The 11,885-nt window shown below is 57.0% G+C and carries 13 protein-coding genes; 7 read left to right on the top strand and 6 right to left on the bottom strand.

The window, feature by feature from the left end:
* Positions 1–15: 15 nt before the first annotated feature.
* A complete protein-coding gene (locus ABLV04_RS09110) occupies positions 16–1,548 on the top strand; it encodes a SpoVR family protein (protein ID WP_004203310.1) in 1,533 nt (510 codons plus the stop codon).
* 74 nt (positions 1,549–1,622) lie between these two features.
* Here the strand turns inward: ABLV04_RS09110 and fadR are convergent, their stop codons facing one another.
* Positions 1,623–2,342, bottom strand: a complete 720-nt coding sequence (fadR, locus tag ABLV04_RS09105) for a fatty acid metabolism transcriptional regulator FadR (RefSeq protein WP_004203311.1) — start codon at positions 2,340–2,342, stop codon at positions 1,623–1,625.
* Between the two features lie 248 nt (positions 2,343–2,590).
* On the opposite strand from fadR, the gene nhaB reads away from it, so the two are divergent.
* The 3 genes from nhaB (at position 2,591) to ABLV04_RS09090 (ending at position 5,295) form a co-directional block, all read left to right on the top strand.
* Entirely contained in the window at positions 2,591–4,141 is a 1,551-nt protein-coding gene (gene nhaB, locus ABLV04_RS09100; protein WP_023290206.1) for a sodium/proton antiporter NhaB, read from the top strand.
* 128 nt (positions 4,142–4,269) lie between these two features.
* Positions 4,270–4,800 (top strand): disulfide bond formation protein DsbB, encoded by a 531-nt coding sequence (gene dsbB, locus ABLV04_RS09095; protein ID WP_004203315.1) that lies wholly within the window; start codon positions 4,270–4,272, stop codon positions 4,798–4,800.
* Positions 4,801–4,950: 150 nt separating this feature from the next.
* The gene (locus ABLV04_RS09090) at positions 4,951–5,295 is read left to right on the top strand and encodes a DUF1971 domain-containing protein (protein ID WP_032453353.1); all 345 of its coding nucleotides are present in this window, start codon (positions 4,951–4,953) and stop codon (positions 5,293–5,295) included.
* 6 nt (positions 5,296–5,301) lie between these two features.
* On the opposite strand, the gene ABLV04_RS09085 is transcribed toward ABLV04_RS09090, so the two are convergent.
* The 3 genes from ABLV04_RS09085 to ABLV04_RS09075 all read right to left on the bottom strand — a co-directional run bounded on the left by ABLV04_RS09085 (position 5,302) and on the right by ABLV04_RS09075 (position 6,800).
* Positions 5,302–5,748 carry a YcgN family cysteine cluster protein gene (locus ABLV04_RS09085; protein WP_017900197.1) on the bottom strand — a complete coding sequence of 149 codons (447 nt, stop codon included), beginning with the start codon at positions 5,746–5,748 and terminating at the stop codon, positions 5,302–5,304.
* 94 nt (positions 5,749–5,842) lie between these two features.
* Complete coding sequence (locus ABLV04_RS09080) at positions 5,843–6,502, bottom strand: fumarylacetoacetate hydrolase family protein (protein ID WP_023290208.1); 660 nt, start codon at positions 6,500–6,502, stop codon at positions 5,843–5,845.
* Positions 6,503–6,518: 16 nt separating this feature from the next.
* Positions 6,519–6,800: a YcgL domain-containing protein gene (locus tag ABLV04_RS09075; RefSeq protein ID WP_004203320.1), complete on the bottom strand. Its 282-nt coding sequence runs from the start codon at positions 6,798–6,800 to the stop codon at positions 6,519–6,521.
* A 126-nt stretch (positions 6,801–6,926) separates the two neighbouring features.
* On the opposite strand from ABLV04_RS09075, the gene minC reads away from it, so the two are divergent.
* From minC to minE, 3 genes are read left to right on the top strand one after another with little or no spacing between them, the layout of a single operon-like run.
* On the top strand, positions 6,927–7,625 hold the full coding sequence (gene minC / locus ABLV04_RS09070) for a septum site-determining protein MinC (protein ID WP_023290209.1): 699 nt from the start codon (positions 6,927–6,929) through the stop codon (positions 7,623–7,625).
* A gap of 23 nt (positions 7,626–7,648) precedes the next feature.
* Positions 7,649–8,461, top strand: a complete 813-nt coding sequence (gene minD / locus ABLV04_RS09065) for a septum site-determining protein MinD (RefSeq protein WP_002910900.1) — start codon at positions 7,649–7,651, stop codon at positions 8,459–8,461.
* A 3-nt stretch (positions 8,462–8,464) separates the two neighbouring features.
* On the top strand, positions 8,465–8,734 hold the full coding sequence (gene minE / locus ABLV04_RS09060) for a cell division topological specificity factor MinE (RefSeq protein WP_004103270.1): 270 nt from the start codon (positions 8,465–8,467) through the stop codon (positions 8,732–8,734).
* A 77-nt stretch (positions 8,735–8,811) separates the two neighbouring features.
* Here minE and rnd read toward each other — a convergent pair whose 3' ends face one another.
* Both rnd and fadD read right to left on the bottom strand, forming a co-directional pair.
* Positions 8,812–9,927: a ribonuclease D gene (gene rnd / locus ABLV04_RS09055; protein ID WP_023290210.1), complete on the bottom strand. Its 1,116-nt coding sequence runs from the start codon at positions 9,925–9,927 to the stop codon at positions 8,812–8,814.
* A gap of 81 nt (positions 9,928–10,008) precedes the next feature.
* Positions 10,009–11,694, bottom strand: coding sequence for a long-chain-fatty-acid--CoA ligase FadD (gene fadD / locus ABLV04_RS09050; RefSeq protein ID WP_085551111.1), 1,686 nt, complete (start codon positions 11,692–11,694; stop codon positions 10,009–10,011).
* Positions 11,695–11,885 lie beyond the last annotated feature (191 nt).

The following is an 11,885-nucleotide window of genomic DNA, read 5'->3' as shown; positions in this document are numbered from 1 at the left end:
AACGAGGGCGCGCTAATGGCTACGATTGACTCCATGAACAGGGACACCACCCGTTTAAGCGATGGACCCGACTGGACGTTTGAGTTACTGGAAACCTACCTGGCCGAAGTGGACCGGGTCGCTAAGCTCTATCGTCTTGACACCTACCCGCACCAGATCGAAGTCATTACTTCCGAGCAGATGATGGACGCCTACTCCAGCGTCGGCATGCCCATCAACTATCCGCACTGGTCGTTCGGCAAAAAATTCATTGAGACCGAGCAGGCCTATAAGCACGGCCAGCAGGGCCTGGCGTATGAGATTGTCATCAACTCCAACCCCTGTATCGCCTACCTGATGGAAGAAAACACCATCACCATGCAGGCGCTGGTGATGGCGCACGCCTGCTACGGGCATAACTCGTTCTTTAAAAACAATTACCTGTTTCGCAGCTGGACCGACGCCAGCTCAATCATCGATTACCTGATCTTCGCCCGCAAATACATTACCGAGTGCGAAGAACGCTATGGCGTCGACGAAGTGGAGAAACTGCTCGACTCCTGCCATGCGCTGATGAACTACGGCGTCGACCGCTATAAACGTCCGCAAAAAATCTCTCTGCAGGAGGAGAAGGCGCGGCAGAAAAGCCGGGAAGAGTATCTGCAGAGCCAGGTGAATATGCTGTGGCGCACCCTGCCGAAGCGCGAAGAGGAGAAGGCGATTGAGTCCGCCCGCCGCTACCCTTCCGAACCGCAGGAGAACCTGCTGTACTTTATGGAGAAGAACGCCCCGCTGCTGGAATCGTGGCAGCGCGAGATCCTGCGCATCGTGCGCAAAGTCAGCCAGTATTTCTACCCGCAGAAACAGACCCAGGTGATGAACGAGGGGTGGGCCACCTTCTGGCACTACACCATCCTCAATCATCTCTATGACGAAGGGAAAGTGACCGAGCGCTTTATGCTGGAGTTTCTCCACAGCCACACGAACGTGGTGTTCCAGCCGCCATACAACAGTCCGTGGTACAGTGGGATTAACCCCTACGCGCTGGGCTTCGCCATGTTCCAGGACATCAAGCGCATCTGCCAGTCGCCCACCGAAGAGGACAAGTACTGGTTCCCGGATATCGCCGGTTCCGACTGGCTGGAAACGCTGCATTTCGCCATGCGCGACTTCAAGGATGAGAGCTTTATCAGCCAGTTCCTGTCGCCGAAGATCATGCGCGATTTCCGCTTCTTCACGGTGCTCGACGACGACCACAACAATTATCTCGAGATCTCGGCTATCCACAACGAAGAGGGCTATCGCGAGATCCGCAACAAGCTCTCAGCGCAATATAACCTCAGCAATCTTGAGCCGAATATCCAGGTGTGGAACGTTGACCTGCGCGGCGACCGCTCGCTGACGTTGCGCTATGTGCCGCACAACCGCGTCCCGCTGGACAAAGGGCGGCGCGAAGTGCTGAAACATGTGCATCGTCTGTGGGGGTTCGATGTGCTGCTGGAGCAGCAGAACGCCGACGGCAGCATTGAGCTACTGGACCGCTGCCCGGCGCGGCCGAACGCGCTATAGCTTTACGGGACGTATAAAACGACGAAGGGGGCCATCGGCCCCCTTATTGTGTTTATCGATGGCGAATAGCCAGCTTAACGCACATTCATGGCTAAATCGCCGGGCAGCGATTTCTGCATCCGGTGCCAGATCTCGCCGCTGTCATGGCCGTAGCGACGAACCAGCTCATACACCTGATCGTGCAGGCCCCCTTCGCACACCTTCGCCAGCTGATGATAAAAGCCCAGCGCCAGGCTGCGCGCTTCCGGGCTGGAGAAATAGTGGCGGCCAATGCGGGTATACAGCCCCTTCATGCCGTTGAGGATCAGACCATAGATCGGATTGCCGGAGGCGAACGCCAGACCGCGGAAAATGTTGTAATCGAGGTCGGCGAAGGCGTCGGCGTGATCTTCCACTTCCCGGGCGCTGTCCAGCACCGCCAGCGCTTTATCCGGATGCTGACGGAACGCGGTGCGAATAAAAATCGTGGAAATATTGGTGCGCACGGAGAGCAGGTTATCAATCAGCTGCGGGACGCTGTCGTGATCGAGACGCGCCAGCGTTTCAAGGATATTCAGCCCGGAGGTCTCCCAGAAGTTGTTCACTTTGGTGGGTTTGCCGTGCTGAATGGTCAACCAGCCGTCACGCGCCAGACGCTGCAACACTTCGCGCAGAGTGGTGCGGGTGACACCGATCAGCTCAGAAAGCTCGCGTTCAGCGGGGAGAATCGATCCAGGTGGGAAGCGGTTATTCCAGATGCTCTCAATGATATACTCTTCCGCGAAACCCGCAGGGCTCTGCGCCTTAATGACCATAATAATATTTCCATTACACATTGTTGCAATTGCACTCATCATACCAGAGCCGCTATAGCGCAGATAGCATCGCAAGTGAATTAAAAAGGGATCGCCGTTTCATTTTCCGTTTTTACTTTACGCTTTTCCTTCTCTCCCGTAACCGCCGCCGCGCTGCGAAGAAAGTTGCTTCTCATTTTGCTCAGCTGATACTCTTGCCAATCGTTACGCACAAAATCATGTACTAATTGACGGGGAAGGATTCTGTCGTGGAAATTTCTTATGGCCGCGCGCTGTGGCGCAATTTTCTTGGCCAGTCGCCTGACTGGTACAAGCTGGCATTAATTATTTTCTTAATCATTAATCCGCTGGTGTTCGCCTTAGCGCCGTTTGTCGCCGGCTGGCTGCTGGTGGTTGAGTTTATCTTTACCCTCGCCATGGCGCTGAAGTGCTATCCACTGCTGCCGGGGGGGCTGCTGGCATTTGAAGCGGTGCTGATCGGCATGACAAGCCCTGGTCATGTGCGGGAAGAGATCGCCAGCAACCTGGAAGTGCTGCTCCTGCTGATGTTCATGGTGGCGGGCATCTACTTTATGAAGCAGCTGCTGCTCTTCGTCTTTACGCGCCTGCTGCTCGGCATCCGCAGCAAAATGCTGCTGTCGCTGGCCTTCTGCCTGGCCGCCGCCTTCCTCTCCGCCTTTCTCGATGCGCTCACCGTGGTGGCGGTGGTGATTAGCGTCGCCGTCGGGTTTTACGGCATCTATCACCGCGTCGCCTCGGCGCGCCCCGACGATAGCGATGTGCAGGACGACAGCCATATCGATCAGCACTACCGCGAGGTGCTGGAGCAGTTCCGCGGTTTTCTGCGCAGCCTGATGATGCACGCCGGCGTCGGTACCGCGCTCGGCGGCGTCATGACCATGGTCGGCGAGCCGCAAAACTTAATTATAGCCAAAGCGGCGGGCTGGCATTTTGGCGAATTCTTCATTCGCATGTCGCCCATCACGCTGCCGGTGCTGGTCTGCGGGCTGCTGACCTGTCTGCTGGTGGAAAAGTATCGCCTGTTTGGCTACGGCGAACCGCTGCCGCCGGCGGTCCGAAAGGTGCTGCAGGACTTTGACGATCGCAGCCGCGCGCAGCGCAGTCGTCAGGAACGGCTGCGGCTGATTGCCCAGGCGCTGATTGGCGTCTGGCTGATCGCAGCCCTCGCATTGCACCTTGCCGAAGTCGGCCTCATTGGCCTGTCGGTGATCATTCTCGCTACCACCTTTACCGGCGTGACCGATGAACATGCGATTGGCAAGGCGTTCACCGAGGCGTTGCCCTTCACCGCGCTGCTGACGGTATTCTTTGCCGTCGTGGCGGTGATCATCGACCAGCAGCTGTTCACGCCGGTCATCGAGTTTGTTCTGCAGGCCTCGCCGCACGCGCAGCTGTCACTGTTTTATCTGTTTAACGGCCTGCTGTCGTCCATCTCGGATAACGTTTTTGTCGGTACGGTCTACATCAACGAAGCGAAAACCGCCCTCGAGCATGGCGCCATCAGCCTGAAGCAGTTTGAGATGCTGGCGGTGGCGATCAACACCGGCACCAACCTGCCGTCAGTGGCCACCCCGAACGGCCAGGCGGCATTCCTCTTCCTGCTGACTTCCGCGCTGGCGCCGCTTATCCGGCTCTCCTATGGCCGCATGGTGTGGATGGCTCTGCCCTACACCCTCGTGCTGACGCTGGTCGGCCTGCTGTGCGTCGAGTTCACCCTGATGCCGGTCACCGAATGGTTGCTGGCTCACGGCTGGCTGGTTACCCCCACCCTGCCCTGATCCACCCGTCGCCCGGGTTCGCCCGGGCGATTCAATAACCAGTTACGTAATATTTTCCGCCGGGCCGCTGGCGTCGGTTCTGTTTTCGTTTACACTGCCATGATTTAGCATCTTCCAGGGAAATGATTATGTTGCAATATTTAAACCAGTGCTCGCGGGGACGCGGCGCCTGGCTCCTGATGGCATTGACCGCGTTCATTCTCGAACTCGTCGCGCTGTGGTTCCAGCACGTGATGCTGCTGCAGCCGTGTGTGATGTGCATTTATGAACGCTGCGCCCTGTTTGGCATCATGGGCGCGGGGCTGGTGGGCGCCATTGCCCCCAAAACGCCGCTGCGCTATGTCGCCATGCTGATTTGGCTGTACAGCGCGGTACGTGGGCTGCAGCTGGCGTGGGAACATACGATGATCCAGTTGCACCCATCGCCGTTCCAGACCTGTGATTTCGCCGCCCGCTTCCCGAGCTGGCTGCCGCTGGATAAATGGTTGCCGCAGGTGTTTGTCGCGTCCGGCGACTGTTCGGTACGCCAGTGGCAGTTCCTGTCGCTGGAGATGCCGCAATGGCTGGTGGGCATTTTCGCGGCCTATCTGGTGGTGGCTATCCTGGTGATCGTTGCTCAGCCTTTTAAAGCGAAAAAGCGCGATCTGTTTGGCCGCTAAGCCGCTGTGAGTCCCGCGCATCATGAAACGCCCTCCGGGGCGTTTTTTTGTGCCTGCTGTTCATCGCTGAATCGTTTCCTGTCTGCGGTTGACCACGGCCATCAAAAGATGCATATTAAATACATCTTATATAGCCCCACAGGAGCTCACATGTCATCTTTACTGATCCCCGCAGACTGGAAAGTTAAACGCTCCACCCCGTTCTTTACCAAAGAGAACGTCCCCGCCGCCCTGCTGAGCCACCACAACACCGCAGCCGGCGTCTTCGGTCAGCTGTGCGTCATGGAAGGTACGGTGACCTATTACGGTTTTGCCAATGAACAGGCGACGGAGCCGGAGAAAAAAGTCGTCATTCATGCCGGGCAGTTTGCCACCAGTCCGCCGCAGTACTGGCACCGCGTCGAACTCAGCGACGATGCCCGCTTCAATATTCACTTCTGGGTGGCGGATGAAACCGACGGTGAAAACGGGCTGTTCCACGCGAAAAAAGCGTGACGGCGCTTACCGCGCCCTGTCAGGCAGATTAAGGATGTGGTCCTGCCAGTCGACAACGGTGGACTCGGGCACCGCAATATGACGGACGGAGATGCGTTCGCCGTGCATCGCCGCTTTTGAGCCGGTCAGCAGCGGGTGCCAGGCCGGCAGAGGCTTGCCTTCCGCCAGCAGGCGATAGGCGCAGGTTGGCGGCAGCCATTCGAAAGTCGGCAGATTTTCGCGCGTGAGCTTGATGCAGTCCGGCTCATATTCGAAACGACGCTCGTAGTTACGGCACTGGCAGGTTTTGATATTGAGCTGACGGCAGGCGACGTTGGTGAAGTAGATCTCATCGGTATCTTCATCCATCAGCTTATGCAGGCAGCACTGGCCGCAACCGTCACACAGCGATTCCCACTCCGCGTCGGTCATGTCATCCAGGGTTTTTTGTTGCCAGAAAGGTTGTTCGCTCATCGAAGTGTCCGTCGTTGCCAGTTAAGGGTGCACCTTATAACCAGTCTGGCACGACGATGCAAGTTTTGCCGCCCCAAAAGGCGGCAAACCGCGCTTACAGTACCCGGGTGGTGAGCGACAGGCCGTTGAAGCCGACCACCAGCTCGTCGCCGCTGTGCAGCGGCCCTACCCCTTCCGGGGTGCCGGTGAGGATCACGTCCCCGGCTTTGAGAGTAAAGAAGCGCGACATATAGGCGATCAGCGGCACGATCTTATGGATCATGTCGGCGGTGGTGCCCTGCTGGCGCACCTCGCCGTTAATCTTCAGGCTTAACGGCGTATTCTGCGGGTCGCCGTGGAACTCGGCGGCCGGAATAAAGCCGGAGATCGGACAGGCGTTATCGAAGCCTTTGGCTTTTTCCCACGGCTGCCCGGCCTTTTTCATCTTCGCCTGCAGGTCGCGCAGGGTGAGATCCAATGCGACGCCATAGCCGGCAATCCCTTTCTGCACATGCTCTTCCGTCGCCTGACGCAGCGTACCGCCGATCAGCACCGCCAGCTCGACTTCGTGATGCACCGAGCCCAGCCCCTCAGGAAGCACCAACGGCTGACGGAGATCGCACAGCGCGCTCTCAGGTTTAATAAACAGCACCGGCTCTTCCGGCGTCGCACTGCCCATTTCCTTGATGTGCTTTGCATAATTACTGCCGACGCAAACCACTTTGCTCACCGGATAATCCAGGAGCGCTCCCTGCCAGTTATGATGTTGGTACATTATTTTCCCTCGTGGGTTAATCGGATTGTTTCCCCTGTTCCGCCAGGTGTTTCTTTAGTAGATTTTCAGACGGCGGAGGAAGTTGCAGGTAATAGCCCTGTTCGCTTAACGCCTGTTTCACTTTTTCCAGGTCGGCGTTAACCAGTTTTTTGCGCCCATCCAGCGGCAGCAGCATCGCCATTTGCGGCGTGCCGAAGCCGCGCATCAGCTCGTCAGGAACGCGTGAGAAATCGTCCTTTTTTTCGACGTATAAATAGGTTTGTTCACGTTTAGTACTTCGATAGATCACACAAAACATAGTTTTACTCGGAATTAGACCCGTGGTCACTTGCCTCAATATATGAGTGACTATAACATGCCTTTTAGTCTTCGGAATATCACCGCACTTCGGCGGTCGATAAACAGCAAATTGAGTAAGGCCAGGATGTCAAATACGCCAATCGAACTTAAAGGCAGTAGCTTCACGTTATCTGTCGTTCATTTGCACGATGCAAATCCCGAGGTTATTCGTCAGGCGTTAGAAGACAAAATCGCCCAGGCTCCCGCCTTTTTACGCCATGCTCCGGTGGTGGTGAATATCGCCAGCGTCGAGGAGAGCGTCGAATGGCGCGCCGTCAACGAGGCTATCGCCGCGACCGGTTTACGTATTATGGGCGTCAGCGGATGCAAAATCCCGCGCCTGAAAACCGAAATCGACCGCGCCGGTATCCCGTTATTAACCGAAGGGAAAGAAAAAGCCCCTCGTCCGGCACCGTCCGAACCTGCCCCGCCGCCGCCAGTTGCTAACCAGATCACAAAAACGCGTTTGATTGACCAGCCGGTACGTTCCGGTCAGCGCATTTATGCGCCACACTGTGATCTTATTGTTACAAATCATGTGAGTGCCGGCGCGGAACTTATCGCTGACGGCAATATCCATGTATATGGCATGATGCGAGGACGCGCATTGGCAGGCGCCGGTGGCGACAGAGACGCCCAGATATTTTGTACCCACCTTGCGGCGGAGCTGGTCTCCATCGCCGGGGAATATTGGCTGAGCGATAACATCCCGGCCGAATTTTATGGCAAAGCGGCACGCCTGCGTTTAGGCGAAAGCGCTTTGACAATTCAACCGTTAAATTAATCCCTTTTTAACAAGGAATTTCTATGGCACGCATTATTGTTGTGACTTCGGGTAAAGGGGGCGTTGGCAAGACCACCTCCAGCGCGGCCATCGCTACAGGTTTGGCCCAGAAGGGAAAGAAAACCGTCGTTATCGACTTCGACATCGGCCTGCGTAACCTCGACCTGATTATGGGCTGCGAACGTCGCGTCGTTTATGATTTCGTCAACGTCATCCAGGGCGATGCCACATTGAACCAGGCGCTGATCAAAGATAAGCGCACGGAAAACCTCTACATTCTCCCGGCTTCCCAGACCCGGGATAAAGACGCCCTGACCCGCGAAGGCGTCGACAAAGTTCTCGAAGAACTGAAGAAGATGGAGTTCGATTTCATCGTCTGTGATTCCCCGGCAGGCATTGAAACCGGTGCGCTGATGGCGCTCTATTTCGCTGATGAAGCCATTATCACCACCAACCCGGAAGTCTCCTCCGTTCGCGACTCCGACCGTATCCTTGGCATTCTCGCCTCCAAATCCCGCCGCGCGGAAAATGGCGAAGAGCCGATCAAAGAGCACCTGCTGCTGACCCGCTACAATCCAGGCCGCGTCAATAAAGGCGATATGCTGAGCATGGAAGACGTGCTGGAGATTCTGCGCATCAACCTGGTGGGCGTGATCCCGGAAGACCAGTCAGTCCTGCGCGCATCCAACCAGGGTGAGCCCGTGATCCTCGATGCCGCGTCGGACGCAGGCAAAGCCTATGCCGATACCGTTGAACGTCTGCTCGGAGAAGAACGCCCTTTCCGCTTCATTGAAGAAGAGAAGAAAGGATTCCTCAAACGCCTGTTCGGAGGATAAATTATGGCTTTACTCGACTTTTTTCTCTCGCGAAAAAAGAACACGGCTAATATTGCGAAAGAACGCCTGCAAATCATCGTCGCCGAGCGCCGCCGCGGGGACGCGGAGCCGCATTACCTGCCGCAGTTGCGCAAAGATATTCTGGAAGTGATCTGTAAATACGTGCAGATCGACCCGGAGATGGTTAGCGTGCAGCTGGAGCAACGGGACGGTGATATTTCCATTCTTGAGCTGAACGTGACCCTACCCGAAACGGAAGAGTCGAAACCCTGACCTGCTGTTCCATCCCGAAAAAAACCGGCTACGCCACGCGCCGCCGGTTTTTTTATACCCTGAACCAGACCCGCCCGCTAGCGCGGATAGTCGTTTAACAGCCTCTTCAGCCGTTCGCCCATCAGCTCACCACGCCAACCGGAAATCAGCTCAGGCTCAGCGGCCTGCGTTTTCAGCTGCCAGTGCCAGTTCAGCAGCTGGTTGATCTGTCGACGCGACGCCAGCAGCTCCGCGCTTACGCCCTTCTCCGCGCTCACTTCCTGCACCAGCGCTTTAATCTCTTTAAAGGCTTTGCGGTAGCCCGGCATGTCGATCAGATTCTGCAGCGGCGCCGGCAGCGACGACTCCGGCAGCGCCTGGGCTTTCTCGACCAGGCCGATCAGCGTTTTGCCATGGAAGCGAATTTCGCTACCGGACAACCCGAGGCTGTCGAGCTCGCCGAGGCTGGTGGGCATATAGCGCGCCACGCTCCACAGATGCTCTTCCCGCACCACAAAGTTCACCGCCAGGTCGCGCTCACGCGCTTTGCGCAGACGCCACTCCGCCAGCAGCTGCAGGCAGCCCAGCTGGCGGGTACGCAGCTGCCAGGCGTTGCCGATATCGCGCCAGGCCTCGGCCGGGTCGACCACCTCCTGACGGCGCTGCTGCATCAGGCGACATTCGTCCAGTGCCGCCGATAGCCAGCCCGCGCGATCGGTCTCCGCCATTAATTGGCTGGCGATCGGCAGCAGGTACCAGACGTCGGCCGCAGCGTATTCACACTGACGCTCGGTCAGCGGTCGCGCCAGCCAGTCGGTGCGGGATTCGCTTTTGTCCAGCGCGACCCCGGAATACTCTTCCACCATCGAGGCAAAGCCCCAGGACATCGGCCGACCGCAGAAGGCCGCCAGGATCTGGGTGTCGATCAGCGGCTGCGGCATCAGGTTGAACGCGTTGAGGAAGACTTCTAAATCTTCGCTGCCGGCATGCAGGTATTTGGTCACATCCGGATTGAGCAGCAGGTCGCGCATCGGCGCCCAGTCGTTAATCGTCAAGGGATCGATCAGAGAGACCTGGTGGCCGTCGAACAGCTGCAGCAGGCCCAGCTGCGGGTAATAGGTGCGGGTACGGACAAATTCCGTATCCAGAGCGACGGCGGAGGCCGCGCTTGCCGCTTCGCAGACAGCGCGCAGGCCATCGTCGGTGGTGATCATCTGATAGTTCAAAGCATACTCTCTTAACTTGCGCCCATAAAAAACGCCGGCGTAGCCGGCGTCTGGCGACTCATTCGTTACTCAGCCTTTATTGTCCACTTTAGCGCGCGCTTCGTCACGCAGTTCTCGCCGCAAAATTTTCCCGACGTTGGATTTCGGCAGTTCGTCACGGAATTCCACCAGTTTCGGCACCTTATAGCCGGTCAAATGGCGTCGGCAGAACGTAATCAGCGCTTCTTCGGTTAACGCGGCATCTTTCTTCACCACGAAGATCTTCACCGCTTCGCCGCTGCTGCCGGACGGCACGCCGATGGCCGCCACCTCCAGCACGCCGCTGTGCTGCATGACCACATCTTCGATTTCATTCGGATAGACGTTAAAACCCGACACCAGGATCATATCTTTTTTCCGATCGACGATGCGCAGGAACCCCTCTTCATCCATCACCGCAATATCCCCGGTGTGCAGCCAGCCGTTCTTGATGATCTCATCCGTCGCGTCAGGTCGCTGCCAGTAGCCCAGCATCACCTGCGGCCCCTTGATACAGAGTTCGCCAGGCTGGCCCGGCGCCACTTCGTTATCGTCATCATCCACCAGTTTGGCTTCGGTGGAAGGCACCGGCAGACCAATGCTGCCGCTGTGGTAGTCGATATCGTGGGGGTTGACGCTGACCAGAGGCGAACACTCGGTCAGTCCGTAGCCCTCAAGCAGATATTGCCCGGTCAGTTTCACCCAGCGCTCAGCCACCGCCTGCTGCACCGGCATGCCGCCGCCGGCGGAGAGGTGCAGCGAGGAGAAATCAAGCTGCTGGAACTCTTTGTTGTTCAGCAAGGCGTTGAACAGGGTATTGACCCCGGTCATGGCGGTAAAGGGATATTTCGCCAGCTCCTTCACCAGTCCGGGTATGTCGCGCGGGTTGGTGATCAGCAGATTCTGCCCGCCCAGCTCGATAAACAGCAGGCAGTTCATGGTGAGGGCGAAAATGTGATACAGCGGCAGCGCGGTCACCACAAACTCTTTGCCGCGATGCAGCAGCGGGCCGTAGGTGGCATTGACCTGCTCGAGGTTGGCCAGCATGTTGCGATGGGTCAGCATCGCCCCTTTAGCCACCCCGGTAGTGCCCCCGGTGTACTGCAGAAATGCCAGATCTTCCGCTACGATCTCCGGCTTCACGTACTGCATGCGATAGCCGTGCTGCAGCGCGCTGCGAAACGAGATGGCATCCGGCAGATGGTACTTCGGCACCAGGCGCTTGATGTACTTGACCACAAAGTTCACCAGCGTGCCTTTGGCGGTGGAGAGCTGATCGCCCATGCGCGTCAGGATCACGTGTTTCACCTGGGTCTTCGCCACCACTTTTTCCAGGGTATGGGCAAAGTTGGAGACGATGACGATCGCCGCCGCGCCGCTGTCGTTGAGCTGATGCTCCAGTTCACGCGGGGTATATAAGGGGTTGACGTTGACCACGATCATCCCGGCGCGCAGGATGCCAAACAGGGCCACCGGATACTGCAGCAGGTTAGGCATCATCAGGGCCACCCGATCGCCCTTCTGTAACCCTAAGCCCTCCTGAAGGTAAGCGGCGAAGGCGCGACTGCGCTCTTCCAGCTTACGGTAGGTCATCACTTCACCCATATTGATAAACGCCGGTTGGTCGGCGTAGCGGGTGGTGGCATGTTCAAACAGTTCAACCAGGGATTGATAGCGGTCAGGATTTATCTCCGCCGGAACATCTGCGGGATAACGGTTTAGCCAAACCTTTTTCACTGCATCACCTCTGAAATAGTTATTCGTCGTCATCACAGCCCCTGGGAAATACATTTTGTTAACATTATATTAACTCAGCGTACCAGTTTATTAATTAGGCAATGAGCAGGTTGCGAAGCGCGTCACTATTTTTTTTCTTATTCGACTGAAAACAAAGAAACAGCGGACTGGCCGCTGTTTCTTTGAACTAA

The organism is Klebsiella sp. JN_Kp127 (genome assembly GCF_040062505.1).
GTDB lineage: Bacteria > Pseudomonadota > Gammaproteobacteria > Enterobacterales > Enterobacteriaceae > Klebsiella > Klebsiella quasipneumoniae.
Note: the sequence above shows the minus strand (reverse complement) of the source record. Positions and strands in the feature narration are given on the sequence as shown.

Coding starts and splice junctions, on each gene's coding strand:
- minC (WP_023290209.1), top strand. CDS start 6,927: ATGTCAAATACGCCAATCGAACTTAAAGGCAGTAGCTTCACGTTATCT.
- ABLV04_RS09090 (WP_032453353.1), top strand. CDS start 4,951: ATGTCATCTTTACTGATCCCCGCAGACTGGAAAGTTAAACGCTCCACC.
- dsbB (WP_004203315.1), top strand. CDS start 4,270: ATGTTGCAATATTTAAACCAGTGCTCGCGGGGACGCGGCGCCTGGCTC.
- ABLV04_RS09075 (WP_004203320.1), bottom strand. CDS start 6,800: ATGTTTTGTGTGATCTATCGAAGTACTAAACGTGAACAAACCTATTTA.
- rnd (WP_023290210.1), bottom strand. CDS start 9,927: ATGATCACCACCGACGATGGCCTGCGCGCTGTCTGCGAAGCGGCAAGC.
- ABLV04_RS09110 (WP_004203310.1), top strand. CDS start 16: ATGGCTACGATTGACTCCATGAACAGGGACACCACCCGTTTAAGCGAT.
- minE (WP_004103270.1), top strand. CDS start 8,465: ATGGCTTTACTCGACTTTTTTCTCTCGCGAAAAAAGAACACGGCTAAT.
- fadR (WP_004203311.1), bottom strand. CDS start 2,342: ATGGTCATTAAGGCGCAGAGCCCTGCGGGTTTCGCGGAAGAGTATATC.
- ABLV04_RS09085 (WP_017900197.1), bottom strand. CDS start 5,748: ATGAGCGAACAACCTTTCTGGCAACAAAAAACCCTGGATGACATGACC.
- ABLV04_RS09080 (WP_023290208.1), bottom strand. CDS start 6,502: ATGTACCAACATCATAACTGGCAGGGAGCGCTCCTGGATTATCCGGTG.
- minD (WP_002910900.1), top strand. CDS start 7,649: ATGGCACGCATTATTGTTGTGACTTCGGGTAAAGGGGGCGTTGGCAAG.